The organism is Rhizobium sp. SRDI943, from assembly GCF_057653695.1.
This window is the reverse complement of the sequence record NZ_CM172787.1, coordinates 4,307,845-4,333,551: the sequence shown is the minus strand read 5'-3', so window position 1 is coordinate 4,333,551 and position 25,707 is coordinate 4,307,845. Positions and strand designations below refer to the sequence as shown.

The window sequence follows — 25,707 nt, the reverse complement described above, 5'->3', positions numbered from 1 at the left end:
TGCGGCAAATTCCACGATCTCCAGATTCAATGACCGACTCAGCCGCAAAAACACTCGTGCCCGTCCTGCGAATCAGCTTCCCGGATGAGGATCGTCTCGGCCATGGCAAGATGGAACTGCTGGAGCATATCCGCCAGACCGGATCGATCTCGGCGGCCGGGCGGGCGATGGACATGTCCTATCGGCGGGCATGGCTGCTGGTCAGCGAGATGAACCGGATGTTTAACGAACAGGTGGTGGAATCGCAGCGCGGCGGGCAGAAGGGCGGCGGTGCGGTGCTGACGCCGTTCGGCGAGGAACTGCTCGAGCGTTTCCGTCGGATGGAAAAGACGGTGCGGACCAGCCTTGCTGAGGACCTCGCCTGGCTCGAGGCCAAGCGCAACCTGCAGCAGGGCGAGCGCAACTGATCAGGCCTCCAGGGCAACTGTCTTGATGACGGCGAAGACCGCCCTTCCCGGTCGAAGATCCAGACGCTCGCAGGACAGCGTCGTGATCCGGGAAAGAATGATATCGCCGCCGCAATCGAGCCGGATTTCCACCGTTCCGTCCTCGGTCGACGAGATCCCCTCTATCCTTGCTTCCAGGATATTCAGCGCGCTGAGCCCCTCGGGTCTTGCGGTCGCCAGCATGACATCGCGGGAGGGAATGCGGATGCGGACCGATTTGCCGGGCGCAAGGGCAGCGCCCGGAATATGGAGCTGACAGGATTTCAGCGCCACCGTCGATAGACGATGACTCACATCGAAGCTTTCCACTGTGCCTTCCAGCAGTGCGCCGGCCTCGCGCCGGTCGGAGATGGTGGAGGGGCGGCTCAATATGTCGACGGCGGGGCCTGTCGCTTCCACCTTGCCGTCACGCATGACGACGACCTGGTTTGCCAGCCGCGCCACCTCGGCGATCGAGTGGCTGACATAGACGATCGGGATGTCGGTCTCGTCGCGCAACCGCTCGAGATGAGGCAGGATCTCGGCCTTACGCAGCTCATCGAGGGCGGCGAGCGGCTCGTCCATCAACAGCAGGCGCGGCGAGGAGAGAAGCGCGCGGCCGATGGCGACGCGCTGCTTCTCGCCGCCTGAGAGTTTCGAGGGGCTGCGCTCCAGCAGCGCCTCGATGCCGAGCAGGTCGACGATGTGGTCGAAGCTCTCGCCGCGCGCCGTTCTCGCCGCGAACCATCGCCCGTAGAACAGATTGGCGCGAACGCTGAGATGTGGGAAAAGCCGCGCTTCCTGGAAGACATACCCGAAGCGGCGGCGATGTTTCGGGACGAAGATGCCGGTTGCGGTTTCGGTCAGGGGCTCGCCGTCGAGGACGACGCGGCCTTGGTCCGGGCGGGCAAGGCCGGCGATGATGCGGATCATCGAGGTCTTGCCGGAGCCGGAGCGGCCGAACAGCGCGGTGACGCCACGTTCGGAGGTGAAGGCGGCATCGAGCGAAAAGGCGCCGAGCCGCTGTTTTGCCTCGACGATCAGCGTCATTCCGGATCGATCCTCCGGCCTGCGAGATGGGCGAGGAATTCGGAGGCGAGCAGGGCGGCCATGGAAATGACGACGGCGACGAACGTCAGGCGGAGCGCGCCGGCATCGCCGCCCGGCACCTGGGTGAAGGTGTAGATCGCCGACGACAGCGTCTGGGTTTCGCCGGGAATGTTGGAGACAAAGGTGATCGTTGCGCCGAATTCGCCCATCGCCTTAGCAAAAGAAAGGATCATGCCGGCGATGATGCCGGGCAGGGTCAGCGGCAGGGTGATCGTCAGGAAAACCCAGGCAGGGCCGGCGCCGAGCGTTCCGGCCGCCTCTTCCAGCTTGCGGTCGACCGCCTCGATCGACAGGCGGATGCTGCGCACCATCAGCGGAAAGGCCATGATGGCGCAGGCCAGTGCAGCACCCGTCCAGCGGAAAGACAAGACGATGCCGAAATACTGGTCGAGCAGGCTGCCGATCGGACCGCGGCGGCCGAACAGGATGAGGAGAAGAAAACCGGTGACGACCGGGGGCAGGATCAACGGCAGATGAACGACGCCATTCAGCACCGACTTGCCCCAGAAGCGGCCGCGGGCAAGCAGCAGGGCGACGAGGATGCCGAAGGGCAGGCTCGCCAACATGGCGACAATCGAGACGCGCAGGCTGAGCAGGATCGCCGTCCATTCCTCATTGCTCAAGCCCAATATGTTCAAATGCGATGGTCTCCCTGGAAATCCGGCATCACCCGATGCCTGCCCCTCATCCGCCTGCCGGCACCTTCTCCCCGCTCGCGGGGCGAAAGGGAATAGCCGCACCCTCTCCGTCCCTCGCTAACGTCTCGCTGGGCACGTCCCCTCGCCCCGTTTACGGGGAGAGGGTTAGGGTGAGGGGCAACATCGGCACGAACCAGACTGCTATCTGCGGCTCGCCTTATTGAGTCTTCACGCTAAGCGGTCACTGTCGATTCCGCAATCATCTCAACTTCTCAATCATTTCAGGATGGTGAAACCCTGCGCCGTGAAGAAGGCGGCCGCCTTGTCCGATTTCAGAAAATCGAGATAGGCTGATGCATCCGAGTTCTTGCTCTCGGCGAGGATTGCAATCGGATAGATGATCGGGGGATGGGACTCGGCGGGGAAAGTGCCGACGATGGCGACACCCTTATCGGCTGCGGCATCCGTCTGGTAGACGATGCCATAAGGCGCTTCGCCGCGGGAGACGAGGGCCAGGGCGGCGCGCACGCTTTCAGCGCCGGCAACCTTGGTTTCGACCGATTTCCAGACGCCGAGCTTTTCGAGCGCGGCCATGCCGTATTTGCCGGCCGGAACCGATTTCGGCTCACCCATGGCAAGCTTGCCGTCACCGAGGAGTCCGGCAAGATCGAAGCCCTGTTTGATCTCAACCGGCTTTGCCTTGTCCTTTTCGGCAACGAGCACGATCTTGTTGCCGAGCAGATTGGAACGGGTATCGGCTTTGATTAGGTTCTTCTTGGCGAGATAATCCATCCAGTCGAGGTCGGCCGAGATGAAGATATCGGCGGGTGCGGCACTTTCGATCTGCTTGGCCAGCGCGCCGCTCGCCGCATAGGAGGCGACGGCTTCCTTGCCGCTTTCCTTTGCCCAGGCGGCATTGGCGGCGTCGAGCGCATTCTTGAGGCTCGCCGCCGCAAAGACGGTGAGCTTTTCGGCTGCGGCGGCAGGCGCCGGCAGCGCTGTGGCGCCAAGCCAGAGGCCGGCGATCGCAGCGGTTGCCAGTTTCATCCATTGGCGGCGGTTTTGCATGACTTGTTCCCCAGGGTTCGAAATATTGCGACGAATATAACGGGCGAGGCATCTTGGCTAGGGATATATCCAGGAAAATATAACCGTATCGGGTGCTCGCGTTCGCAGCGGCGCAATGTTCACGCATTCGTGAGGTGCATGGCTTCCGGCGAAAGTCAGATCAGCATGGCGAAAATACCCAGAGTCAGTTTGCCAACCGCAAGGACTCCGGGCAGCGGGGGACGTTTCCTTAATTTTTGCTAATAAAAGCGGCAATGATGAAGCCAAATCCGCCTCGAGATTTGCGCACAATGCATTGCTGCAATGCACCAATCGATGTTCATCTTCCTGCGAAATATGGTACAACATACTCATCGAACGGCTTCTCCTCCTCCCATAGCCGTTCGATAGGGTCGACAACACTCCTCCTCCCAGTTGTCGATCGAGTTTATAAGCCCGACGGATCCTCCCCCGTCGGGCTTTCTCGTTTTCGGGATCTTCTGAAATCAGGCCGGCGCATGCGTCTTGCTGGGCGGCGGCGCTCTATTCGACGTCGCCGTGCGACGAGCCGTTGCGGATTGCCGTCGAGCTCAGGCCGGAGCGTGGTCCGTGGATGAAGGTCCAGGCCGGTGCACGTTTCTTCCAGAGAACACGGGCATCATCCTCGTCGACACGGGCGAAATCGAAGGTCCTGGCCATTTTCGAGGACAGGAAGGACAGCGTCGCGCCCGGCCGATCGATCACCGCGATCGGGAAGGTGCGGGCAATTTCCTGCCATTTCTGCCATTTGTGAAAGGTCTGCAGGCTGTCTGCGCCCATGATCCAGATGAAATGCACATGTGGATTACGCGCCTTGACGCGGGCAAGCGTGTTGGCGGTGTAGCTGGTGCCGAACGCCTGTTCGAAGGCGGTGACCTTGATGCGGGGATCGGCGGCAACACGTTCGCTTTCGGCGAGGCGCTCGGCGAGTGGTGCGAGCTGGTTGCGGCTCTTTAGCGGATTGCCCGGGGTGACCATCCACCAGAGCTGGTCGAGGCCGAGCCGCTTGAGAGCGATTTCGGCGACGAGCGCGTGGCCCTGATGCGGCGGATTGAACGAGCCGCCGAACAGACCGACGACCATGCCGCGCTCGCTGTGCGGCATGCGGAGATAGTGCCGGTCCACATTCTCGATCGCTACGTCAGGCTCGGTCGTCACGTCAGGGCCGCGTCTGTCCGGCACCGTGCACCCGATATTTGAAAGAGGTGAGCTGTTCGACGCCGACGGGGCCACGGGCATGCATCTTGCCGGTGGCGATGCCGATTTCCGCACCCATGCCGAACTCGCCGCCATCGGCAAACTGTGTCGAGGCATTGTGGAGCAGGATCGCCGAATCGACTTCGGTGAAGAAACGCGCCACGACGTCGGGGTCCTCGGCGATGACGGCCTCGGTGTGGTTCGAGGAATATGTCTGGATATGGGCGATAGCGCCCGATATGCCGTCGACGACGGCAACCGAAATGATCGCGTCGAGATATTCAGTCGACCAGTCCTCCTCGGTCGCGGGCTTCAAACCCGGTGCGACCTTCAGCACTGTTGGCGAAGCGCGGATCTCGCAGCCGGCCTCCGTGAGAACCTCGAGCAGCGGCGTCAAATGCGTACCGATCGCGGCGCCATCGACAAGCAGGGTTTCGGCTGCGCCGCAGATGCCGGTGCGGCGCATCTTGGCATTGACGATGATCCTCTTCGCCATCTCGATATCGGCCGAGGCATCGACATAGATATGGCAAAGGCCTTCGAGATGGGCGAATACAGGCACGCGGGCCTCGCTCTGCACGCGGGCAACCAGGCTCTTGCCGCCGCGGGGCACGATGACGTCGATCGCCCCGTCGAGGCCGCGCAGCATAGCGCCGACGGCAGCGCGGTCGGTGACCGGCACAAGCTGGATAGCATGCTCTGGAAGTTCCGCCGCCTTCAATCCTTCGACAAGGCAGGCATGGATAGCCAGCGATGAACGGCGCGAGTCCGAGCCGCAGCGTAGGATGACGGCATTGCCCGCCTTGAGGCAGAGGGCGCCGGCATCCGCGGTGACGTTCGGGCGGCTTTCGAAGATCACGCCGATGACGCCGAGCGGGGTGCGGACGCGCTCGATTTTCAGCCCGTTCGGCCGGTCCCAGGCAGCGATGACTTCGCCGACCGGATCTGCAAGGGCGGCGATGGCGCGGATTCCCTCGGCCATCTCGGCGACGCGCTTGTCGTTCAGCGTCAGCCGGTCGACGAAGGAAGCGAGCGTCTCGGTGCCTTCGATATCCTTCAGGTCCCTGGCGTTCTCGGCAAGAATATGCGCCTTGTTCGCTAGGATCGCATCGGCCATGGAATTCAGCGCGCTGTTCTTCGCCTCAGTGGACGCAAAGCTCAGCGGTCGCGCGGCAGCCTTTGCCTTGCGGCCGATGTCGTTCATCAGCACGTCAATGTCAGGGCCCGGCGCAACGGTATCAAGCATAGCTCGCGTCCTTCTTCTGCCTTTCCGATTTCGGACCGATCTGCGCGGTCATCACCATGTCGTCGCGATGGACCATGGCGGCGCGCCCGGCATAACCGAGAATGGCCTCGATCTCCGCCGACTTGCGGCCGGCAATCCGACGGGCGTCGTCGGCATCGTAGCTTACAAGGCCGCGGGCGATCTCGCGGCCGGCCGGGCCGATGACCGCCACCGTATCGCCGCGGCTGAAGAGGCCGGAAACGCTGCGAACGCCAGCAGGAAGCAGGCTCTTGCCGGCGCCGAGGGCTGTGACGGCGCCGTCATCGACATGCAGTTCGCCGGCCGGTTGCAGCTGCCCAGCAATCCAGGTCTTGCGGGCGGTAACGGGTGTGCCCGACGGCGCAAACCACGAGGAACGCGCGCCGTTTTCGATTGCCGACAGTGGGTTGTCGGTCTTGCCGGAGGCGATGATCATGGCGCAGCCTGATGCCGTCGCAATCTTGCCGGCGTCGATCTTGGTGCGCATGCCGCCGCGCGAAAGCTCGGAGGCCGCACCGCCGGCCATTGCCTCAATCTCCGGGGTGATTTCAGCAATCGTTTCCAGGAACGTCGCGTTCGGATCGAGATGCGGCGGCGCGGTGTAGAGGCCGTCGATATCGGAGAGAAGAATGAGCAGATCGGCGCCGGTCATCGTCGCGACGCGGGCGGCCAGGCGGTCATTGTCGCCATAGCGAATCTCGCTGGTGGCGACGGTGTCGTTTTCATTGATGATTGGCACGGCGCCGATTTTCAAAAGCTGATTGATGGTGGCGCGTGCATTGAGATAACGGCGGCGCTCCTCGGTATCGCCGAGCGTCAGCAGGATCTGGCCGGCGACGATCTCGTCGCGTGACAGGCTTTCCGACCAGGCACGCGCCAGCGCAATCTGGCCGACGGCCGCCGCCGCCTGGCTTTCCTCCAGCTTCAGCGCGCCCGAGGGCAGGTCGAGCACCGAGCGGCCGAGCGCGATTGCGCCCGAGGAGACGACGAGCACGTCGATGCCCTTGGCCTTCAGGCCTGCGATATCGGCGCACATGGCGTCGAGCCAGGCTTTCTTCAGCCCGGCCTTGCGGTCGACCAGAAGCGCAGAGCCGATCTTGATGACAATGCGGCGGTAGCGGCCAAGCGGCTTACGGCTGGTCATCGCCCTCGTCCCCACCCTTGTCCTCGCCCTCATCGGTGACGACCATGTCGCGATGGCGCAGCTTCGGCACCTTGGCCGGCTTCTCCTCGGTATTGGCTTCGACGATGATGTCGCGCAGCGCACGCAGCACCTCGGTCATGCCCTTGCCGGTGACGGCCGAAATCTGGAACGGCGTCTTGCCGCAGGCCTTGGCCAATTCCTTGGTCTTCTTTTTCAATTCGGCATCATCGAGCACGTCGATCTGTGATAGCGCCACGATTTCAGCCTTGTCGGTCAGATCGTTTCCATAGGCTTCGAGCTCGTGCTTGACCGTCTTATACGCCTTGCCGACCTTTTCCTCCTGGGCGGAGATGAGGTGGAGCAGCACGCGGGTGCGCTCGACATGGCCGAGGAAACGGTCGCCGATGCCGACACCTTCATGGGCGCCTTCAATCAGGCCCGGAATGTCGGCAAGGATGAATTCGCGCTCGTCGATGGTGGCGACGCCGAGATTGGGATGCAGCGTCGTGAAGGGATAGTTGGCGATCTTCGGCCGTGCGCGGGTGACTGATGCCAGGAAGGTCGACTTGCCAGCATTCGGCATGCCGACGAGGCCGGCATCGGCGATCAGCTTCAGGCGCAGCCAGATGGTCTTTTCCTCGCCGGGCAGACCGGGATTGGCCCAATCCGGCGCCTGGTTGGTCGAGGTTTTGAAATGGGCGTTGCCGAAGCCGCCATTGCCGCCATGGGCAAGACAGTAACGCTGGCCTTCGACAGTCAGGTCGCAGATCAGCGTTTCCTGGTCTTCCTCGAAGATCTGGGTGCCGACCGGAACTTTCAGCGTCACGTCGCTGCCGTTGGCGCCGGTGCGGTTCCTGCCCATGCCATGGGTGCCGATCGTCGCCTTGAAATGCTGCTGAAAGCGGAAATCGATCAGCGTGTTCAAGCCGTTCACGGTCTCGACCCAGACGTCACCGCCGCGTCCGCCGTCGCCTCCGTCAGGGCCGCCGAACTCGATGAATTTCTCGCGTCGGAAGGAAACGCTGCCGCCGCCGCCGTCCCCGGACTTGATATAGACCTTTGCTTCGTCGAGAAATTTCATTTTACTTCCAATATTCAGTGGCAGTTGGACGGCCGTCTTGGCCCATTCGATATAGGCGGTTCCGACGGAGGTCAAAGATTATCGTGAATTTTGCGAGCTATAACATACAGTACGGCTTCGGTCTCGACGGCAGATACGATCTGGCGCGCATTGCCCGAAGTCTCGAGGGAGCCGATGTCATCGCGCTGCAGGAGGTGACTCGCGGCTTCTCGCGCAACGGTTTTGCCGACATGGCAGCCGATGTTGCAGCCTTCTTTCCCGACTATTTCTGGGTGTATGGGCCGGCTTGCGACATGCATGTCGAAGCTGATGAAGGCGGGCTGCAGCCGGCGCGCGGCACGCGATTCCAGTTCGGCAACATGGTGCTGTCGCGCTGGCCTGTTGTCTCGACCCGGACGCTGCTTCTGCCGCGCAGCCGGACGATCGGCAAGATCAACCTGCAGCGTGGCGCAACCGAGGCGGTGATCGCCGCACCCGGCGGCGCGATCCGCGTCTACTCCGTGCATCTCGACCATGTCTCCGCCGACGAGCGCATCCGCCAGCTGCAATTTTTGAACGCGCATATCAATGCCTTCGTCCAGGAGGGTGGGTCGCTGACCGGGGGTGGTGAATTTGATCTGCCGGAGCCGCCGCTGCCGGAGGATTACGTCATCATGGGCGATTTCAACATGGAGCCGGAATCGCCGGAATATTGCGCGCTTGCCGGCGCTGGCCACGGATATTACGGCCGCGTGGCGAGGATCGGCACGCCGGTCGACGCTTTTGCGGCGCTGGAGGCTTACTCTCCGGAGACCTACAGCTGGATGGATCCCGAAGATCACGGCAAACGCATGCATCTCGATTATTGCTTCGTCAGTTGCGGCCTGCAGAGCCGGTTGAAATCCGCCCGGATCGATACGCAATCCGTCGGTTCCGATCACTTCCCTCTATGGGTCGAGATCGGCGTTTGATGGAGACGCCGCCACTACGGCGACGTCTGCTTTCTAGACCTGGAGCATGATGTTGTCCGAAAACCGCATACACTTTTCGGCATCATGCTCTATCAGGCGACCTTCCGCGGCTGCAGCATGCCCGGCTGCAGCACGGTTTCGATGTGCGACACCATCGTGTTGCGGGCGAAACAATAGATTTCGCCGCAACCCGTCATGTGGAAACCGAGCTTCTCCTGCAGTCGCAGCGAAGCCGGGTTGTCGGCGAAGACGCCGGAATGAACCGGCGTCTCCGGCATGCGGCGCGAGAAGCGCTCGATGATCGCCGCCACCGCCTCACTCATATAGCCGCGCCGCCAATAATAGCGGTTCAGCCAGTAGCCGAGGTGCCAGCGACCGTGGCGCAGCTCGATCGAGACGTTGCCGATATGGACGTCGTCCTTATCGGTGATCGCCAGCGGCCAGTCGGGCAGGGTGCCCGAGGTGACCGGGATCAGCCAGTCCAGCGCATCCTGCCGGTCGAACGGCGCGGGTACGCGGGACAACATGCGCGTGACCGCGAAATCCGAGAGCGATTCCGCGATCGCAGGCGCATCGCTCAGCCGGTGGGGGCGGAGCGTCAGCCGGGCGGTCGAGATAACCGGCGCGGGGCCGGGCATCATCGGCTTGACCTCCGGCCTTTGCATCGCAGTCGTGCTCATGCGATGTTCCCCCAGCTTCGGAGGGACATCCAGGTCTTGCGGTCGAGCCTGTACCATTCGACCGGCACGTTGCTGCCGAGCGCCAGCGAGGCGGCGAGCCCCGATCCCTGGAACTGGAAGCCGCACTTCTGGATGACGCGGCGCGAGGCAACGTTCATGACCCGGCAACGGGCGTCGATTTGATCGACGTCCTGACGGGTTCTGAACACCATATCGACCAGGGCATGGCAGGCCTCGGTCGTATAACCCTTGTTCCAATAGGGCTCGCCCAGCCAGTAGCCGATCTCGACGGTCTTGCCGTCTGTTTGCGGTTCAACACCGCAGCAGCCGATAAAGGCGCCGTTTTCGGCTTTGGTGATCGCATAGACGCACTTGCCAATCTCGCCATTTTTCGTGCGACGCACGAAGTCGGCAGCATCATCGGCGGTATAAGGGTGCGGCATACGCGATACCATGGTGGCGACTTTGGCGTTATTGGCGAGATGGGCAAGGGCGTCGATGTCTTCTTCGTGGGGCGCGCGCATGACGAGCCTTTCCGATAACAAGACAGGGCAATCGGTCCTTAACCGTTCCGGCCTCAGCCGCTCCGTGGAAGACCGCTGGTCTTCCTGGGGAGACCGTGATTGGTCTACCCTTAACAATTCGCCTTGCATGGTTCAGTCCTCCTTGAGGGGTAAAGAAAAAGGGGAGATGGCGCCCCATCTCCCCTGTTTTCTAGACTGAACCTGATACGGCCAGCCGGGTCGATGAGACGCCGGCTGTTTTTGAGCGCTACCGGCTTATTCCGCTGCTTCCGCTTTCGGCATAACAGACACGTAGACGCGACCGTTGGCCTTGGTTCGGTAGTTCACATTGCCGGCGGTAAGCGCAAAAATCGTGTGATCCTTGCCGAGGCCGACGTTGGAACCCGGATGCCACTCAGTACCGCGCTGACGCACGATGATGTTGCCTGCGATGACGGCTTCGCCGCCGAACTTCTTCACGCCAAGGCGCTTGGACTGAGAATCGCGACCGTTGCGCGATGAACCGCCAGCTTTTTTGTGTGCCATTGGAGTTCTCCTTTAAACCTTGTCCCGTTGATCTTACTTGGCAGCCACGATGTCCGTGATACGGACGACCGTGTGATGCTGACGATGGCCGCGCGAACGCTTCGAATTCTGACGGCGGCGCTTCTTGAAGGCGATGACCTTCCTGCCGCGGTTCTGTTCGACGACTTCTGCCTTGACAGAGGCGCCGGTTACGAAGGGCGCACCGATCGCAGCGTCGGCGCCTTCGCCGATCACGAGCACTTCGGTGAATTCAATGGAGTCGCCAGCGGTGGCTTCCAGCTTTTCGATGGTCAGCACGTCGTTGGCTGCCACACGGTACTGTTTACCGCCGGTCTTGATGACTGCGAACATTTTTTATCCTTTCATGTTCGTTCCAGCGCTCCCCGCTAATTGAGCAGGTGGCTGTCTTTTTATCAGTCGAAGTTAAGCAGGGATTTCAGAGGTCTAATCCTCGAACTCTTCCTGCCGGTGAAGCCCCGCGCAAGCGCGGGATTGCCAAGGCGCGGATTTCTCCAAACCTATTGCGCAGCCGAGATACGCGAGTGACAAAAAGGTGTCAAGGCAAAAGGATGGAATGCTTCGACTTTTCGGCTTGCCAGCCTGTCATTTGCCCGTTATGAGAACGCCCGCGCCGAACAAGCGCCGACCAGACCGCGGAGAGGTGGCAGAGTGGTCGAATGCACCGCACTCGAAATGCGGCATACCTGCAAGGGTATCGTGGGTTCAAATCCCACCCTCTCCGCCATTTTAACCTGCGCTGGCTGGGGCTTTGGCACGGCAGGTTAGCGTTGTATCGCTATCTGACGCCGCCAGATCGCTTGAGGATCACACCGTCGGCACGTCCTACTTCAACGTCCAAAGATGATGAAATCTATATGAACGCCGCAGCAAGCGTCTCAGTCTCTCTGATCCATCCCTCCGCGTGGATGCGCTGATAGCCTTCTGGGACGACGCCGACCCTGCCTTTTGCCCGGCCAATAATCTCTTTTAGCTGCCCAGTTAGAATTCTTATCAGGTCGGTGGGGATAGTGGTGCCTCGAGCATCGACGACTTTCACAATTTGGAGAAGCGTTTCGTAAGGATGGTGTGTTAGTTCCGAGTCACGCATTAAGCGGCCGACTATCTCGACAGCTTCTTTCATATCTCTGAAAAGCTCGACGCTCACGCGTCCGCCGGCAGCAGCGCGCGCAGTCAGAAATTTCGCTTTCCGGTCTTCTAGTTGTTTTCGAATGTATTTTTCGCCTCGCTTCTTTTCGAAGGCGTCCGCAGCCGTATATCCCATCTCAAGATATTCTTCTGCTTTCAACCAGCGTAACTGGGCGGCCATCGCCATGTGCCATTGCAGCCAGAAAAGCGGCATTTCGCGAAAATACGAAACCTTTGAGATATGGTCGAAAAAGCGATCTACTTCGGCATCGTCATCCACCACCGAGCTTAATATCGAATATCTCATAAGTTGTACAAAGATATAGTTTTCTAGCTCGCTCTTTCTGTATTTTGCATTTAGCTGTTCTAGTACAAATATAGTGGAATTTACTATATCTTTGTCATCTATTACGTGCGCCAGGATATTTCTTGCACCAATTGAGGGAACAGTTCTCACCGTGTCCCCGTCAACTCTGATCAATCTTAGCCCGTTGCTATCGACCGCAAGCTTATCAATCGTCGATACGAAATCATTTTCAAATATATCGCTAATAAGTGACACCGGAGTATCGAGCCCGATTCCGGTTATAATTAAGGCCGCGATTATCATGCTTCTATTTTGAGCATCGATCCCGGAAATTTTATTGTATTCTGCACGATATTTATCTCGCACATACTTCGAATTTAGCAATTTCAGCAGAATGCTAGGAAGAATTCCGTCGCACTCGCGCTCAATGAATCGCCGCCTGTCACCAGGGCTTAACGCCCCGAACTCTCTCCAGCCAGCGATCTGGTCTATTAACGCCGATAGTTCCTCAACTTCCCGTCCTTGGATTTTGCTCAGGCGAATATCCAGCACTGAAGGAACTGATTTGAGTGCTCGAAATTTCGATGATTCCGCCTCCGTCGCGATACTTCGCGTAGATAACAGTAAACCTCCTGCGCCCGCTGATATCTGGCGGACGACGGCTAGGAGACGGTCCTCGCGGAGCGTAAAACAGCTCTCGATTACTAAAACTGCATCCGGATACGTCGCCAAAATTGACGAAACCTCATTTAGGAGGTCCGAGTAGAAGTGTTTCATTTGGAAAACGGGGCGCCCGCTCGCAATTTGCGTCATCGCGCCTAGTATGGAAAGGCTTTTTCCATCGCAGATATCCCCATGTAAAATAGCAATGTTTCCAGGCGTATTCAGGTGCTCTACCACCTTGACTACTTCGCTGCGGATAATGTGGTAGTCCGATTTCTCTAGATCCCAATCGCGTTTGACATGAGCGCTGTTTATCTTTCCCCATATAAACAGGTCTTCAATGTCCGCGACCGGTGGAACCGATTGGCTAGCGTTCGGCAACAAGAAGCGCTCAAACGACGCAAGGCGGGGTTCAGTAGGTGCCTCAAGTTGGAGAATTCGCGATATTTGGTCAGCGAACGCTTCTCGACCGATGTAAAGCGCCTCCCCGAAATCCTCCTGAGTTGCGCGCTCGTCTGGGTCAGGAGAAGCTGTTGGATGATTGATAAAATATGCTTTTTTCTGAAGTCCTGTCACATTGAAAAGAACTTGCGATAAGTGAAAGTCTGCTGCGCTGAAGCCAAGGAAAACTACAATCTCCGCGCGCTCGATATCGAAGCGTAATCGCTCTAGCCAATTCCTGACCCCGCTTAGATGTCGATAAGAATCAGCGTCCAAAATGCAACTTTGTTCGAACGTTTCATCAGTCCAGACTTCAGCAAATCCGTGAAGGTGTATCACCGGCAGTCCGGATACTGGTGTATTCGGATCATCCAAGTTGTTGCATGGCGTATATTTCTTTCGAATGCCCTGCAATGCGAGTTCAAGACCATTGTCGTAATTGGTGGTGTAGACTGACGACCATGGGTATTCGGCGATAGTTTCAATTGACGACGATATCCGGCTCAAGTGGAAACGCGCTTTTAGCAGCTCCATCAGCCTGTGATTGCCAATGTCAGTCTTAACGCGTTTCGCGGCGTTGCGGATATCTTTGTAACCGCTCTGCTTCCCATTTTTCTTAAGCTCGGAATTTATCATCTCAAGCAAATGAAATGTGACGCCGAGAGGCAGCTCCTGGTCGAAGTTCAGGCAATCAGCCGTGAAGCCGGCACCGCAGAACAGAACAGCACTACCGTTTCGTCCATTTTGCAGTAGTTGCTGCAATTTTTCCACTACGCCCTCTTGTATCTGTTGCTCATGCAACCCTTCGCATGTTGATGATCTAAAGCAAAGGAAAAGTCCACGGGCTTGCACGTCCCGCGTTGTTGTGGATAGTCGATTGAGCAATTTTGGAACGGACACAAAAGGCAGTAACTCAGCGTCACGGAAATCTTAACTGTACGCGTGACGAAACGCTACTGGCACTCGCGTTATGCCTTCGTTGAAAGGCCAAGCTCCCTCGCCAAAGTCAATTGAGATCAGGGTGCTGTTAGAGTTGCTTCGGTCTCTCCCTATCATGCAGAGGTGGCAAAGCGGAGCACCCCAGCGCCTTCTTCACCCAGGATCCAACCTCATCGCCGCTGCTCATGTCGGGCTGCACCAGCCCGTCGATCATAAAGGTCGGCGAGACATGGATGCCGTTCTGCCGGGCATATTTGCAGTGCCATTTGATCTCCCGGTCGAGATCCGGAATTGCGAAGGCTTCCTTCAGCTTGACGCCGCTGTAGGCTTCCAGGCGTTCGATGATCTGGTTCGGCGTCACATCCATATTCGCGCCGCCGGCATGGCGTTCAAACTCGAATTCCTCGCGATGGGCGGCGATGGCAGCCATCACCTTCTTTGCAGTTTCCTTGCCACCTTCCAGCGTCGAGGCTGCGATGATGCAGCGGACGAGGACGCCCGAACACATGTGCCAAGGTTGCGACTGCAGGCGGATCTTCACGGTGATCTTGTCTTCGCCAGCCTGGCTCAGCAGGTCATCGAGCTTGTTGAACGTTTTGACCGAATAGGGGCAAGTCGGCTCCAGAAAGGCTTCGAAGATGCGGGGTCCAGTGCCCCAAGTCAGTGGATCGGCGTGCCAGGCGGTGGTCGTCATGGAATTCCTCCGAAGGTGATATATCTGAAGCGACTTAGGTCACCAGGCTCCAGAAGCCATGCTTCTTGCCGTGCCCACGTTTGAGTTCCGCGACATAGATGTCATGGGATCTTGTGTTGCCGAAGTCATTGATATGAGGCGCAAGCGATGCGCAGTCCGCAAGATGCCTCGCAGCATGTTTATAGCGGCTGGACCGGCCGCTATCGAGCGCGAAATCGATCATGGAGCGCAAGAGGATGGTTGCCGCAAGCGGATGTTTCTCCGCCAGAGCTTCGGCCGCCGGCGGCATCAGCTCATAGAGATTGCCATCCAGCTCCGCCTTCCGCCTCATCACGAGTTTCGCTGCCTCGGCGGGTGCCTGCCAATTCAGGAAAAATGTGAGCGCCTGGTGGACCTCCGGGAAAGCCTGGGCACAAGCGAATGCCTTCTCCTCGGCCTCAAGATCGTCGAAGTCCGGCAGTCGCTTGAGGAAGGCGCGGAGATGCTGATCGTGCAGCGACTGCTCGAAGCACGTCCATCTATAGGTTTGGGCCTCCTCTCGCCGCCCCAGGGCCTCGAGCGTCTCGACGCGCGCGAGTTGCCATTCGAATGGCATGCCGGCCTGGCCTGTCGAATCGACCTCATTCAGCACCTCAATTGCCTCCTTCGACCGGCCGGCCGAGACCAGGCGATTGGCGATGTCGGCCGCAATCATCGGCATCCTGCGCGTTTTCTCGGGTTGCTGAGCGATGTAGGCATCAACATCGCCCTGGGCGTCGGCAATTTCCTGCAAGGCTATGCGCACGGTCAGATCTCGCTGAGTGCCGTAGATCTCATCTCCGTAAAGGGGGCCCGCGCTACCCCAGCCGATGATCTCGCGCTTGTCATTAGCCGGCTTGTCTTTCGGCTCCTTGGACCATTCGACGAAGAGGGTTTTCAAGCAATCGAGACCATCCTTGCCGAGAGCTGGCGCCATCGCCGCAATCAGCTTGTCGTACTGGCCGTAACCATCGTCTTGCACGGCTTTGAACACCTTGTCGGCCAGGACATTGGAATCGATCTTGGCGGACACGGCGATTGCGGCAGCATCCTCGCAAGCCTGATGAAAACTTTGGATGAGAGAACTGCTGCTGTCGCTGGATCTTTCAAAGATCGGATTCGCCAATGCGAGGAACTGCCATATCAGTTCGAAAGCTTCCTGGGGATCATCGGCGGCAACCGTCTCTGCGATCGTCTTGCGCTGCGTTTCCAGATCGCTCTTCAGCGCTTTCACTTTGCGCCAGTTGATGACGGTGCGGGCGCGGGCAATGCTGACAAGTCGCTTTCGCACCTCACGCGCCACCTCGGCGCCGCCGTGATTGCCGGCAAGCTCCATTCGAAGCCGCCGCTTGTGGGCAGCACTGCCCATGCTGATCTCGATCAGCAGCTCGGCAAGGCGCTGCGCACCAAGGGATTCGAGATTCTTCGCATTGAGTGTCGTCTTGGCTGCCATCGGTCATCGCTGTCGTTTCTGCGGTTGACCCTACCCTGCAGGCGATACGAGGCCAAGGTCCCGGAATGTGTGCACGGGATAATCCCTCGGGCACCTCGGATTAGCTAAAAACTAACGCTGCCTCGTAACGACTCCTAAAGCCGGTTTTGGCACCTTGTTGTCTGTCGAATATTGCTTCCAAATTTCTCGCTGGGGTTGATTATGAGTCATAATAAAGACGCCTGGGTCAGCCAGCGCGCTTATTCACTATGGGAATCGGAAGGCAGGCCGGATGGGCGTGGGGAAAGCCATTGGGCGCAGGCGCTGAGGGAGTTCGAACAGCTGCAGCTGACGAAGGCCTCGCCTGATGGAAACGACCTCATCGAGAAGCTGAAGGCAGCCGGACGGCTGCTGCGGATTTATGACGAGGCGGCTCCCGCCGTCGAGAACGCCCGGCAGATCAAGGCGGCCCGCTAAGCCATATTATCAATCCCTGGGTTGCCGAAATATTCAGCGGCATTCCAGACGGACCACAGGTCTGGCCGGCAGGCGTCTTGCCACTTCGGTGAAACCGGCATCCAGAAACATCGATAGCGTTCCTGGATAAAGCTCGGCTCGGTTCGAAGCACGGGCTGCCTGGTCGACGGGATAGGCCTCGAGACATTCGGCGCCGTTTGCCGTCGCAAATTCGACCGCATTTTTCAGCAATAGTTGCGATAATCCCTGCCGCCGGAACGGCTTGCGGACGATGAAGCAATTGATCGACCAGACCGGCTTGTCATCGACCGGCGCAAAGGGTTTTGAACGGCGCAGCCGGTCGAAAACGATGCGCGGCGCGACACCGCACCATCCGGCCGGCTCGTTCTCATGATAGCCGAGAATGCCGGGCGGGCGCGGTTCGGTGAGTAGGCTTCGGAACCAGTTGCGATTTCCCTCGCCCCATCCTGCCTTGTAGTCGGCATTCGGAAGATACCAATAGGCGCAGCGACAATTCCGGCCGTCGGCGCAATCGTCGAAGACCGCTTCTATATCGGCCAGGCGGCCGGCGGTGGCGGGGAAGAAAGAGAAGCGATCCGGCATCCGGGCAAGTTATGGCGCGGGCCGACGATCGGCAAGCGGCCGGCCTCATGCCGGACGATCAGGCGAGGCTGCCCCTCCAGCTTGGGCTGCTCATTCTTCAGCCGCCGACGTCGCCGGCTGTCGCCGCCGATCCTCATCCGCGGGCATCGTCCTGGCGCTACTGGCGTGCGGCCCAGCTCAGGCCACGGCGCAGGATGAGGGGCATGTAGGGATGGTCGAATTCGGCCGCGACATGGCCGAGGGCGGAATAGAAGATGCGGCCGGCGCCGAAATGGCGCTTGAAGACGACGGGCATCACCACATTGCGGGCCGCCGGATCGTAGGCGCCGGTGAAGGTGGTGGTCGCGAGGATTTCGACGGTCGGATCGTAATGGAGATAATATTGCTCCGAACGATAGTCGAAATCGGGAATGCCCTCCATGACGGGATCGTCCTGGCGGGTGACAGCGACGCGGAAGTCGATGATGTTGCCGGGATGGGCGACCCAGGTGACGCCGGAGACATAGCGGAAAGGTGCGCTTTCCTTGAAGGACGTGGCGAGCGCGCCGTGATGGCCGGCAAGCCCGAGCCCGCCGCGCACGGCTTCGACGAGGCCAGCGGCATGCTCCTTCTCAAGCTTTTCGCCGGTGATGATCGGCACCAGCAGATCGGCCTTCGCCAGCGTCGGAGATCCGAACACGCCGAGATCGCCGGTTACCTCGACGGTAAAATCGTCCTCGCGCAAGAGATCGGCGACGATATCGGCACATTGCTCCGGCTCATGGCCTTGCCAGCCGCCCCAAACGACCAATGCCTTCCTCATTCGCGCTCTCCCTGCCTGATGGCTGCGGACCGTTGATCATCACATGGTGGTGCAAGCGCCTTAGATCGGGCCGCCATGCAAATCACGCGAATAATTTGTGTTTCTTCCTGATCCGGCACAAATTGCGCAAGTGTCGGATCGCACCTGATCGAGCGTGGCTTCGGCATTTGACGTATTGTCCGTTGACGCCGATCGCAGTTCCTTCTTTTTATTGACGTGTATCTCGTCTAGGTTTCTCCCATCTCTCAACGAAAAATAAGGGTGGTGCATGGCAGGTGAAACGGTTCTTGTCGTCGGCGGCGCCGGCTATATCGGCTCGCATACGTGCCTCGACCTGGCGAACAAGGGCTATACGCCTGTCGTCTTCGACAATTTTTCGAACGGCCATCGCGAGTTCGTCAAATGGGGGCCGGCCGAGGAAGGCGATATTCGCGATCGCGCCCGGCTGGATGAAGTGCTGGCCAAACACAAGCCGGCGGCGATCCTGCATTTCGCGGCGCTGATCGAGGTCGGCGAATCGGTCAAGGATCCGGTTTCCTTCTACGAGAACAATGTGATTGGCACGTTGACGCTGCTTTCAGCTGCACAGGCGGCCGGCATCAACGCCTTCGTCTTCTCCTCCACCTGCGCCACCTACGGCCTGCCGCAGAGCGTGCCGCTCGACGAGACGCACCGGCAGGTGCCGATCAATCCTTACGGGCGGACGAAATATATCGTCGAGCAGGCGCTTGCCGATTACGATCAGTACAGGAGCCTGCGCTCGGTGGTGCTGCGCTATTTCAATGCGGCCGGCGCCGATTTCGAGGGCCGGATCGGCGAATGGCATCAGCCGGAAACGCATGCGATACCCCTTGCGATCGACGCGGCACTCGGCCGCCGCCAGGGTTTCAAGGTGTTCGGCAGCGATTATGAGACCCGCGACGGCACCTGTGTGCGCGACTATATCCATGTGCTGGATCTTGCCGATGCACATGTGCGCGCCGTCGAATATCTGCTGAGGGGCGGCGATTCCGTCGCGCTCAACCTCGGCACCGGCACCGGCACGACGGTGAAGGAATTGCTCGGCGCGATCGAGGAGGTGTCGAACCGGCCTTTCCCGGTCGAATATATCGGCCGTCGCGAAGGCGATTCGCATACGCTGGTCGCCAATAACGACAAGGCCCGCGACGTGCTCGGCTGGGTTCCGCAGTATGATCTGTCCGAGATCATCCGCTCCGCCTGGGACTGGCATGCAAAATCCAACCAGCATTGAGCCAACCAGCATTGAGAAAGCGCGCCGGCCGAACATCCTGCTGATCACGGCGGACCAGTGGCGCGGCGATTGCCTGTCGGCTGTCGGTCATGCTTGCGTAAAGACGCCGGGTGTCGATGCGCTGGCGCGCGAAGGCACGCTCTTCCGGCGGCATTATGCCGGCGCGGCACCCTGCTCGCCGGCGCGTGCCACACTCTATACCGGTCTCTATCAGATGAACCACCGCGTCTGCCGCAACGGTTCGCCGCTCGATGCCCGCTTCGACAATCTGGCGCTGGCGGCCCGGCGGGCAGGATACGACCCGACGCTGTTCGGCTATACGGATACGGCGCCCGATCCGCGCGGGATGGATACTGGCGATCCGCATCTGACGAGTTATGAAGGCGTGCTGCCGGGTTTTACCGCCCGTCAGCTTCTGCCGGAGCATGAAAGACAGTGGCTCTCCTGGCTGAGGTTCCGTGGCCATGTCGATGCCGTCAGCCGCGATATCCATATTCCCGTCGGTGCTAGAGCCGGAGACATTTCCGATGCGGCGCCGGCCTATTCGCGCGACGAGACCCAGACGGCTTTTCTGGCCGGCGAGTTCATCCGCTGGATGGGCGAACAGGACAGGCCGTGGTTTGCGCATGTCTCTTTCTTACGTCCGCATCCGCCGTTCTCCGTGCCGGAGCCGTTCAACCGAATGTTCAAGCCGGGCGAGGGACCGGCTTTTGCCCGCGCGGCAAACCGCGAAGCGGAACAGGTCAGCCATCCCTACCTCGCCTATGCCATGCCGCGCGCTGACAAGGGCAGCTTTATCCACGGCGCAACGGGGCCGCTCAGCGGCTGGAACGCCGAGGATTTCGCCGCAATCCGGGCGATCTATTATGGCATGATATCAGAGGTCGATGCGCAGCTCGGCCGCATCTGGCAGGCCCTCAAGGATGCGGGCGCCTGGGACGACACGATTGTTGTCTTCACCTCTGATCACGCCGAGATGGCGGGCGATCACTGGATGCTCGGCAAGGGCGGTTTCTTCGACGGCAGCTATCATATTCCTCTGGTGATCCGCGATCCCGCAAGCAGTGCTGCGGGTGGGGTCGTCGACAAATTCACCAGCGCTGCGGATATTTTTCCGACACTTTGCCAAAGGTTTGGCATCGACGCGAAGAACGGGCTCGATGGCCGGTCGCTCATGCCGTTCGTCAGGGGTGGCAGCGGAAAGGGCTGGCGGGACGCGGCATTTTGGGAATTCGATTTCCGCGACATTGCGCATGGTGAGGCCGAGCAGCATTTCCGGCTGCGGTCCAACGAATGCAATCTCGCGGTGATCCGCGACGCGCGGTTCAAATATGTGCATTTCACCGCCTTGCCGCCGCTGCTCTTCAATCTTGCCGACGACCCGATGGAACTCGACAATGTCGCGGCGGATCCGGCCTATGCGGCGATACGGCTCGACTATGCCGAGAAGCTGCTGTCGCTCCGCGCACGCCATCTCGATCAGACGCTCGCCTATACCGAGCTGACGGAAAGAGGGCCGGTGACGCACCGGCCCTGATATTACAGCGCCGCGCGTCTTTTTCAGACGCGCAAAGGATGCTGTAACACTTTGAATCGCTCCATAATTTTATCCTTAAATCGATTCCGATTTAAGGAATTATGCAGTGGTCTAGCCGGGCCGAACCGGGGGTTCAGCCGGGCCGAACCGGGGGTTCAGCCGAGATAATCGCGCTTGCCGATCGGAGCGCCCTGGTTGCGCAGGATGGCGTGGGCTGTCGCGACGTGGAAATAGAAGTTCGGCAGGGCGAAGGTGGCGATATAGTCGTCTCCCGGGAGCACGATACCACTCTTTCCCGGTAGGGTGATCTGGCGGGTTTGCGTGCCTTCCAATGCTTCCGCCGAGAAGCCGGCGAGATAGGCGTCGGTCTTTGCCAGGCGCTCGCGCAGGTCGTCGAACGTCTTTTCGTTGTCTTCGAATTTCGGGGCATCGGTCGCCGTCAGACGGGCGAGCGCAAATTTGGCGCTGTCGCTGGCGCGCTGATACTGGCCGGAGAGCGGCAGCATGTCGGGCGCCAGGCGAGCGGCGGCTAATATGGCGGGATCGATATTCTTTTCCTTCGCATAGGCTTCGGCCTTGTCGAGGTAGGTTTTCAGACTGGCGAGGCCGCGCTGGAACATTGGAACGGTGAGGCGATACATCGAAATGGACATTTGTCCTGTCTCCAAAATCTTCAAATGATTGGGTCGCGGCGAGAGGTCGAAGGCGCCTGCGGCCGTGAGCCTGCCTTCGATCCTCCCATAGATGGATGCTCGCTTGGTCTTTCACAACACGAGGAATGTGGGCGTCGGTCGTGAGGCCCTGTGGCATTTCGCTCTCATCCATATCTCGTCGCCGCTAAAGATACTTGACGCCGTTCCCAGAAAATGGAATGAATATTCCGCAGAACAGATTTAACGGTTTGTTTGTTCCGTTTTGCGAAGCGCCGCGGGAGAGGTGGCGCAGGGGAATTGCGGCTTCAGAGCAAATGCCTGGAGCTCCGGCGTGAGGAGGGTGCAGCCGGGCACCGCTTTGTGGAGGAAGTGAAAATGAAAAAGTTTATCCTGGGCACTGCGATGGCGCTCGTCATGTCGACGGCCGCTCACGCGGAAACTGTCGGCGTCTCGATGGCGAAATTCGACGACAATTTCCTGACGGTTCTGCGCAACGGCATGACCGATTATGCAAAGACACTGAGCGGTGTGACGCTGCAGGTCGAAGACGCACAGAACGACGTTTCCAAGCAGCAGAGCCAGATCCAGAATTTCATCGCCTCCAAGGTCGATGCGATCATCGTCAACCCTGTCGATACCGATGCGACTACGGCAATGTCGAAGCTCGCGGCCGATGCCGGCATCCCGCTGGTTTACGTCAACCGTCAGCCGGTCAACGTCGACACGCTGCCGGACAAGCAGGCCTTCGTCGCATCCAACGAACAGGAATCCGGCACGCTGGAAACCAAGGAAATCTGCCGCATTCTCGGCGGCAAGGGCAAGGCCGTCGTCATCATGGGCGAGCTTTCCAACCAGGCTGCGCGCATGCGCACCCAGGACATCCACGACGTCATCAAGACGGATGAATGCAAGGGCCTGGAGATCGTCGAAGAGCAGACGGCCAACTGGGACCGCACCCAGGGCGCCGACCTGATGACCAACTGGCTCTCGAGCGGCATCGAATTCGACGCCGTGATCGCCAACAACGACGAAATGGCGATCGGCGCCATTCAGGCGCTGAAGGCGGCCGGCAAGGATATGACCAAGGTCGTCGTCGGCGGCGTCGACGCCACGCAGGATGCGCTTGCCGCCATGCAGGCGGGCGATCTCGACGTCACGGTGTTCCAGGATGCCGCCGGCCAGGGCAAGGGCTCGCTCGATGCAGCGCTCAAGCTCGCCAAGGGCGAAAAGATCGAGAAGAAGGTCTACATTCCCTTCCAGCTCGTCACACCTGCCAACGTCAAGGACTTCGTCACCAAGAACTGAGGCGAACGCTAAGAGGATGCGGGCAAAGCCCGCATCCTTTTCGCCTACCCGTATCCGGAGGAGATGATATGGCCGTCAGTCCGACAACCATGGCCGCCGTGCGCGCGAGCGGCGCGGTCCCGAATGCGGAATATCTCTTGAGCGCCGAGGGTGTCCGCAAGGAATTTCCTGGTGTCGTCGCACTCGACGACGTGCAGTTCCGGCTGAAGCGCGCCTCCGTGCATGCGCTGATGGGCGAAAACGGCGCCGGCAAATCGACGTTGATGAAGATCCTCGCTGGCATCTACACGCCCGATAAGGGCGATATTCGGCTGAAAGGGATCGAGATCCAGCTGAAATCTCCGCTCGACGCGTTGGAGAACGGCATTGCCATGATCCATCAGGAACTGAACCTGATGCCGTTCATGACGGTTGCCGAAAATATCTGGATTCGCCGCGAACCGAAGAACCGCCTCGGCTTCATCGATCACGGCGTGATGCATCGCATGACCGAGGAACTGTTTACTCGGCTCAATATCGCCATCGACCCCGATATCGAGGTCCGCCACCTCTCGGTCGCCAACCGGCAGATGGTCGAGATCGCCAAGGCGGTTTCCTATAATTCCGACGTGTTGATCATGGACGAGCCGACTTCGGCGCTGACGGAGCGCGAGGTCGAGCATCTTTTCCGTATTATCCGCGACCTCAGGGCCCAAGGCATCGGCATCGTCTACATCACCCACAAGATGAACGAGCTTTTCGAGATCGCCGACGAGTTCTCCGTCTTCCGCGACGGACGATATATCGGCACGCATGCCTCGACCGACGTCACCCGCGACGACATCATCCGCATGATGGTCGGGCGCGAGATCACCCAGATGTTTCCCAAGGAAGAGGTGCCGATCGGCGAGGTCGTGCTCTCCGTCAAGGATCTTTGTCTCAAGGGCGTCTTCAACAACGTCTCCTTCGAGGTCAGGGCCGGCGAAATCCTCGGTGTGGCCGGCCTCGTCGGCTCCGGCCGGTCGAATGTTGCCGAAACGCTGTTTGGGGTGACGCCGGCAAGCTCCGGCTCGATCGAGCTCTACGGCAAGCCGGTGACCATTTCTTCGCCCACACAGGCCATCCGCAATCGGATGGCGTTCCTGACTGAGGACCGCAAAGATACCGGCTGCCTGCTGATCCTCGATATTCTCGAGAATATGCAGATCGCCGTTCTGCAGGACAGATACGTCAAGGGCGGCTTCGTGCAGCAGGGCGCAGTCGAGGCAACCTGCGAAGACATGGCAAAAAAGCTGCGCGTGAAAACGCCCAATCTTTACGAGCGGGTGGAAAATCTTTCGGGCGGCAATCAGCAGAAGGTGCTGATCGGGCGCTGGCTGCTCACCAATCCGCGCATCCTCATCCTCGACGAGCCGACGCGCGGCATCGATGTCGGCGCCAAGGCGGAAATCCACCGGCTGGTCACGGAGATGGCGCGAGATGGCGTGGCGGTGGTGATGATCTCATCCGAGATGCCCGAAGTTCTCGGGATGAGCGATCGCATCATGGTCATGCACGAAGGACGCGTGACCGGTTTCCTCAATCGCGACGAAGCAACGCAGATCAAGGTGATGGAGCTGGCTGCGCAGTGATGCGTTGACGGCGATTGCCCAAGGGAGGTTTGACATGACTACCAAGGCAGCAGAGGGCGCGGCTCCGCTCGCAACCCGGCAAAGGCGGCGGCGCATACCGACGGAGCTCAGCATTTTCCTCGTGCTCGTCGGCATCGCGCTCATCTACGAAGTTCTCGGCTGGATGTTCATCGGCCAAAGCTTCCTGATGAATTCGCAGCGTCTGACGATCATGATCCTGCAGGTCTCCGTCATCGGCATCATCGCCGTCGGCGTCACGCAGGTCATTATCACTGGCGGCATCGACCTTTCGTCGGGTTCGGTCGTCGGCATGACGGCGATGATCGCAACAAGCTTCGCTCAGTCCTCGACCTGGGGGCGGGCCGTCTTTCCCTCGCTGACCGACCTGCCGGCTTTCGTGCCTATCGTCGTTGGTCTGCTGATCGGGGCGGCCGCCGGCTTCGCGAACGGCGCGCTCATCGCCTACACGAAGATCCCGCCGTTCATTGCCACGCTTGGTATGTTCGTTTCGGCCAGAGGTGTGGCGAAGTGGTATACGAAGGGACAGCCGGTTTCCGGTATCACCGAGCAGTTTCATTTCATCGGAACCAAAGCCTGGCCCGTTGTCGTCTTCCTGGTCGTCGCGCTGATCTTTCATATTGCGCTGCGCTATACCCGTTATGGAAAGTTCACCTATGCTATCGGCGCGAATCCGCAGGCTGCGCGTGTTTCCGGCATCAACATCGAGGCCCATCTCGTCAAGGTCTATGTGATTGCGGGATTGCTTGCCGGCCTTGCCGGTATCGTCACGGCGGCACGTGCTGAAACCGCACAGGCCAGCATGGGCGTCGGATATGAACTCGACGCGATCGCCGCGACCGTCATCGGCGGCACCTCGCTCACCGGCGGTGTCGGGCGCATCACCGGCACCGTCATCGGCACGATCATTCTCGGCGTCATGACCTCGGGCTTCACGTTCCTCAGGATCGACGCCTATTACCAGGAGATCGTCAAGGGCCTCATTATCATCGCGGCTGTCGTCATCGACGTCTACAGACAGAAGAAACGCCGCAAGCACTGATTTCTGGCATGCAATGATTTTTTACGGGAGCTTCGGCTCCCGTTTCATTTCAGCATCGACGGATTTCTGAAAAAAGAGGTGGCGAATTCCGTCAGCTTTTCTATTCTGCCGCTTCATTCGCCCGCCCGGGCAGCGCAGGAAGAC

Annotated in this window: 25 protein-coding genes and 1 tRNA gene; 9 read left to right on the top strand and 17 right to left on the bottom strand. The window is 59.7% G+C overall.

Annotated features, from left to right (window positions below):
• The first annotated feature begins 29 nt into the window (after nucleotides 1-29).
• The gene (locus tag AC245Y_RS21705) at nucleotides 30-407 is read left to right on the top strand and encodes a winged helix-turn-helix domain-containing protein (protein ID WP_017995546.1); all 378 of its coding nucleotides are present in this window, start codon (nucleotides 30-32) and stop codon (nucleotides 405-407) included.
• Here AC245Y_RS21705 and modC read toward each other — a convergent pair whose 3' ends face one another.
• The 7 genes from modC to obgE form a co-directional block, all read right to left on the bottom strand.
• A complete protein-coding gene (gene modC / locus AC245Y_RS21700) occupies nucleotides 408-1,475 on the bottom strand; it encodes a molybdenum ABC transporter ATP-binding protein (protein WP_012759487.1) in 1,068 nt (355 codons plus the stop codon).
• A complete protein-coding gene (gene modB, locus AC245Y_RS21695) occupies nucleotides 1,472-2,173 on the bottom strand; it encodes a molybdate ABC transporter permease subunit (protein WP_017995545.1) in 702 nt (233 codons plus the stop codon). The genes modC and modB overlap by 4 nt, the downstream gene beginning before the upstream one ends.
• 276 nt (nucleotides 2,174-2,449) lie before the next feature.
• Entirely contained in the window at nucleotides 2,450-3,241 is a 792-nt protein-coding gene (gene modA / locus AC245Y_RS21690; protein WP_017995544.1) for a molybdate ABC transporter substrate-binding protein, read from the bottom strand.
• 522 nt (nucleotides 3,242-3,763) lie between these two features.
• On the bottom strand, nucleotides 3,764-4,498 hold the full coding sequence (locus AC245Y_RS21685) for a nicotinate-nucleotide adenylyltransferase (protein ID WP_050563532.1): 735 nt from the start codon (nucleotides 4,496-4,498) through the stop codon (nucleotides 3,764-3,766).
• A complete protein-coding gene (locus AC245Y_RS21680; protein ID WP_017995542.1) occupies nucleotides 4,419-5,702 on the bottom strand; it encodes a glutamate-5-semialdehyde dehydrogenase in 1,284 nt (427 codons plus the stop codon). The genes AC245Y_RS21685 and AC245Y_RS21680 overlap by 80 nt, the downstream gene beginning before the upstream one ends.
• The gene (gene proB / locus AC245Y_RS21675) at nucleotides 5,695-6,864 is read right to left on the bottom strand and encodes a glutamate 5-kinase (RefSeq protein ID WP_026157514.1); all 1,170 of its coding nucleotides are present in this window, start codon (nucleotides 6,862-6,864) and stop codon (nucleotides 5,695-5,697) included. The genes AC245Y_RS21680 and proB overlap by 8 nt, the downstream gene beginning before the upstream one ends.
• On the bottom strand, nucleotides 6,851-7,945 hold the full coding sequence (gene obgE / locus AC245Y_RS21670; RefSeq protein WP_026157513.1) for a GTPase ObgE: 1,095 nt from the start codon (nucleotides 7,943-7,945) through the stop codon (nucleotides 6,851-6,853). Before obgE ends, proB begins: the two co-directional genes overlap by 14 nt.
• Nucleotides 7,946-8,028: 83 nt before the next feature.
• Here obgE and AC245Y_RS21665 point away from each other — a divergent pair, with 83 nt between their 5' ends.
• Nucleotides 8,029-8,895, top strand: a complete 867-nt coding sequence (locus AC245Y_RS21665; RefSeq protein ID WP_017995539.1) for an endonuclease/exonuclease/phosphatase family protein — start codon at nucleotides 8,029-8,031, stop codon at nucleotides 8,893-8,895.
• A 92-nt stretch (nucleotides 8,896-8,987) separates the two neighbouring features.
• On the opposite strand, the gene AC245Y_RS21660 is transcribed toward AC245Y_RS21665, so the two are convergent.
• The 4 genes from AC245Y_RS21660 to rplU form a co-directional block, all read right to left on the bottom strand.
• Nucleotides 8,988-9,575, bottom strand: a complete 588-nt coding sequence (locus AC245Y_RS21660; protein ID WP_017995538.1) for a GNAT family N-acetyltransferase — start codon at nucleotides 9,573-9,575, stop codon at nucleotides 8,988-8,990.
• On the bottom strand, nucleotides 9,572-10,228 hold the full coding sequence (locus AC245Y_RS21655; RefSeq protein WP_003543911.1) for a GNAT family N-acetyltransferase: 657 nt from the start codon (nucleotides 10,226-10,228) through the stop codon (nucleotides 9,572-9,574). Before AC245Y_RS21655 ends, AC245Y_RS21660 begins: the two co-directional genes overlap by 4 nt.
• A gap of 126 nt (nucleotides 10,229-10,354) precedes the next feature.
• Nucleotides 10,355-10,624 (bottom strand): 50S ribosomal protein L27, encoded by a 270-nt coding sequence (rpmA, locus tag AC245Y_RS21650; protein WP_003543909.1) that lies wholly within the window; start codon nucleotides 10,622-10,624, stop codon nucleotides 10,355-10,357.
• 33 nt (nucleotides 10,625-10,657) lie between these two features.
• Nucleotides 10,658-10,975: a 50S ribosomal protein L21 gene (gene rplU / locus AC245Y_RS21645; RefSeq protein ID WP_012759478.1), complete on the bottom strand. Its 318-nt coding sequence runs from the start codon at nucleotides 10,973-10,975 to the stop codon at nucleotides 10,658-10,660.
• Between the two features lie 304 nt (nucleotides 10,976-11,279).
• Between rplU and AC245Y_RS21640 the strand changes: the two genes are divergently transcribed.
• Nucleotides 11,280-11,369, top strand: a tRNA-Ser gene (locus tag AC245Y_RS21640).
• A gap of 126 nt (nucleotides 11,370-11,495) precedes the next feature.
• On the opposite strand, the gene AC245Y_RS21635 is transcribed toward AC245Y_RS21640, so the two are convergent.
• From AC245Y_RS21635 to AC245Y_RS21625, 3 genes are all read right to left on the bottom strand, one after another.
• A complete protein-coding gene (locus AC245Y_RS21635) occupies nucleotides 11,496-13,952 on the bottom strand; it encodes an SIR2 family protein (RefSeq protein WP_157628346.1) in 2,457 nt (818 codons plus the stop codon).
• Between the two features lie 256 nt (nucleotides 13,953-14,208).
• Nucleotides 14,209-14,814, bottom strand: a complete 606-nt coding sequence (locus AC245Y_RS21630) for a DsbA family protein (protein ID WP_017995536.1) — start codon at nucleotides 14,812-14,814, stop codon at nucleotides 14,209-14,211.
• Between the two features lie 34 nt (nucleotides 14,815-14,848).
• A complete protein-coding gene (locus AC245Y_RS21625; protein WP_017995535.1) occupies nucleotides 14,849-16,285 on the bottom strand; it encodes a DUF6880 family protein in 1,437 nt (478 codons plus the stop codon).
• A gap of 201 nt (nucleotides 16,286-16,486) precedes the next feature.
• Here AC245Y_RS21625 and AC245Y_RS21620 point away from each other — a divergent pair, with 201 nt between their 5' ends.
• Nucleotides 16,487-16,741 carry a DUF2934 domain-containing protein gene (locus tag AC245Y_RS21620; RefSeq protein WP_026157512.1) on the top strand — a complete coding sequence of 85 codons (255 nt, stop codon included), beginning with the start codon at nucleotides 16,487-16,489 and terminating at the stop codon, nucleotides 16,739-16,741.
• 33 nt (nucleotides 16,742-16,774) lie between these two features.
• Here the strand turns inward: AC245Y_RS21620 and AC245Y_RS21615 are convergent, their stop codons facing one another.
• Together AC245Y_RS21615 and AC245Y_RS21610 are read right to left on the bottom strand one after the other, a co-directional pair.
• Nucleotides 16,775-17,344 carry a GNAT family N-acetyltransferase gene (locus tag AC245Y_RS21615; RefSeq protein ID WP_017995533.1) on the bottom strand — a complete coding sequence of 190 codons (570 nt, stop codon included), beginning with the start codon at nucleotides 17,342-17,344 and terminating at the stop codon, nucleotides 16,775-16,777.
• Nucleotides 17,345-17,501: 157 nt separating this feature from the next.
• On the bottom strand, nucleotides 17,502-18,146 hold the full coding sequence (locus AC245Y_RS21610; protein ID WP_017995532.1) for a ThuA domain-containing protein: 645 nt from the start codon (nucleotides 18,144-18,146) through the stop codon (nucleotides 17,502-17,504).
• Nucleotides 18,147-18,414: 268 nt separating this feature from the next.
• Between AC245Y_RS21610 and galE the strand changes: the two genes are divergently transcribed.
• Together galE and AC245Y_RS21600 are read left to right on the top strand one after the other, a co-directional pair.
• Nucleotides 18,415-19,398: a UDP-glucose 4-epimerase GalE gene (gene galE / locus AC245Y_RS21605; protein WP_017995531.1), complete on the top strand. Its 984-nt coding sequence runs from the start codon at nucleotides 18,415-18,417 to the stop codon at nucleotides 19,396-19,398.
• Nucleotides 19,376-20,935 (top strand): alkaline phosphatase family protein, encoded by a 1,560-nt coding sequence (locus AC245Y_RS21600; RefSeq protein ID WP_017995530.1) that lies wholly within the window; start codon nucleotides 19,376-19,378, stop codon nucleotides 20,933-20,935. The genes galE and AC245Y_RS21600 overlap by 23 nt, the downstream gene beginning before the upstream one ends.
• 155 nt (nucleotides 20,936-21,090) lie before the next feature.
• On the opposite strand, the gene AC245Y_RS21595 is transcribed toward AC245Y_RS21600, so the two are convergent.
• Nucleotides 21,091-21,588, bottom strand: a complete 498-nt coding sequence (locus tag AC245Y_RS21595; protein ID WP_017995529.1) for a DUF1993 domain-containing protein — start codon at nucleotides 21,586-21,588, stop codon at nucleotides 21,091-21,093.
• A 375-nt stretch (nucleotides 21,589-21,963) separates the two neighbouring features.
• Between AC245Y_RS21595 and AC245Y_RS21590 the strand changes: the two genes are divergently transcribed.
• The 3 genes from AC245Y_RS21590 to AC245Y_RS21580 all read left to right on the top strand — a co-directional run bounded on the left by AC245Y_RS21590 (nucleotide 21,964) and on the right by AC245Y_RS21580 (nucleotide 25,563).
• Nucleotides 21,964-22,893, top strand: a complete 930-nt coding sequence (locus tag AC245Y_RS21590) for a sugar ABC transporter substrate-binding protein (RefSeq protein ID WP_012759469.1) — start codon at nucleotides 21,964-21,966, stop codon at nucleotides 22,891-22,893.
• Between the two features lie 68 nt (nucleotides 22,894-22,961).
• The gene (locus AC245Y_RS21585) at nucleotides 22,962-24,503 is read left to right on the top strand and encodes a sugar ABC transporter ATP-binding protein (protein WP_017995528.1); all 1,542 of its coding nucleotides are present in this window, start codon (nucleotides 22,962-22,964) and stop codon (nucleotides 24,501-24,503) included.
• Nucleotides 24,504-24,537: 34 nt separating this feature from the next.
• Nucleotides 24,538-25,563, top strand: a complete 1,026-nt coding sequence (locus AC245Y_RS21580; protein WP_017995527.1) for an ABC transporter permease — start codon at nucleotides 24,538-24,540, stop codon at nucleotides 25,561-25,563.
• The last annotated feature ends 144 nt before the right edge of the window (nucleotides 25,564-25,707 follow it).

Bases quoted from the DNA above. Each gene is read 5' to 3' on its own strand.
- AC245Y_RS21625 (WP_017995535.1), bottom strand. From the start codon at position 16,285: ATGGCAGCCAAGACGACACTCAATGCGAAGAATCTCGAATCCCTTGGT.
- AC245Y_RS21615 (WP_017995533.1), bottom strand. From the start codon at position 17,344: ATGCCGGATCGCTTCTCTTTCTTCCCCGCCACCGCCGGCCGCCTGGCC.
- AC245Y_RS21595 (WP_017995529.1), bottom strand. From the start codon at position 21,588: ATGTCCATTTCGATGTATCGCCTCACCGTTCCAATGTTCCAGCGCGGC.
- rpmA (WP_003543909.1), bottom strand. From the start codon at position 10,624: ATGGCACACAAAAAAGCTGGCGGTTCATCGCGCAACGGTCGCGATTCT.
- AC245Y_RS21655 (WP_003543911.1), bottom strand. From the start codon at position 10,228: ATGCAAGGCGAATTGTTAAGGGTAGACCAATCACGGTCTCCCCAGGAA.
- AC245Y_RS21680 (WP_017995542.1), bottom strand. From the start codon at position 5,702: ATGCTTGATACCGTTGCGCCGGGCCCTGACATTGACGTGCTGATGAAC.
- AC245Y_RS21705 (WP_017995546.1), top strand. From the start codon at position 30: ATGACCGACTCAGCCGCAAAAACACTCGTGCCCGTCCTGCGAATCAGC.
- rplU (WP_012759478.1), bottom strand. From the start codon at position 10,975: ATGTTCGCAGTCATCAAGACCGGCGGTAAACAGTACCGTGTGGCAGCC.
- AC245Y_RS21685 (WP_050563532.1), bottom strand. From the start codon at position 4,498: ATGCCCGTGGCCCCGTCGGCGTCGAACAGCTCACCTCTTTCAAATATC.
- modC (WP_012759487.1), bottom strand. From the start codon at position 1,475: ATGACGCTGATCGTCGAGGCAAAACAGCGGCTCGGCGCCTTTTCGCTC.
- AC245Y_RS21610 (WP_017995532.1), bottom strand. From the start codon at position 18,146: ATGAGGAAGGCATTGGTCGTTTGGGGCGGCTGGCAAGGCCATGAGCCG.
- proB (WP_026157514.1), bottom strand. From the start codon at position 6,864: ATGACCAGCCGTAAGCCGCTTGGCCGCTACCGCCGCATTGTCATCAAG.
- galE (WP_017995531.1), top strand. From the start codon at position 18,415: ATGGCAGGTGAAACGGTTCTTGTCGTCGGCGGCGCCGGCTATATCGGC.
- AC245Y_RS21620 (WP_026157512.1), top strand. From the start codon at position 16,487: ATGAGTCATAATAAAGACGCCTGGGTCAGCCAGCGCGCTTATTCACTA.
- obgE (WP_026157513.1), bottom strand. From the start codon at position 7,945: ATGAAATTTCTCGACGAAGCAAAGGTCTATATCAAGTCCGGGGACGGC.
- AC245Y_RS21585 (WP_017995528.1), top strand. From the start codon at position 22,962: ATGGCCGTCAGTCCGACAACCATGGCCGCCGTGCGCGCGAGCGGCGCG.
- AC245Y_RS21660 (WP_017995538.1), bottom strand. From the start codon at position 9,575: ATGAGCACGACTGCGATGCAAAGGCCGGAGGTCAAGCCGATGATGCCC.
- AC245Y_RS21590 (WP_012759469.1), top strand. From the start codon at position 21,964: ATGAAAAAGTTTATCCTGGGCACTGCGATGGCGCTCGTCATGTCGACG.
- AC245Y_RS21630 (WP_017995536.1), bottom strand. From the start codon at position 14,814: ATGACGACCACCGCCTGGCACGCCGATCCACTGACTTGGGGCACTGGA.
- modA (WP_017995544.1), bottom strand. From the start codon at position 3,241: ATGCAAAACCGCCGCCAATGGATGAAACTGGCAACCGCTGCGATCGCC.
- AC245Y_RS21580 (WP_017995527.1), top strand. From the start codon at position 24,538: ATGACTACCAAGGCAGCAGAGGGCGCGGCTCCGCTCGCAACCCGGCAA.
- AC245Y_RS21600 (WP_017995530.1), top strand. From the start codon at position 19,376: ATGCAAAATCCAACCAGCATTGAGCCAACCAGCATTGAGAAAGCGCGC.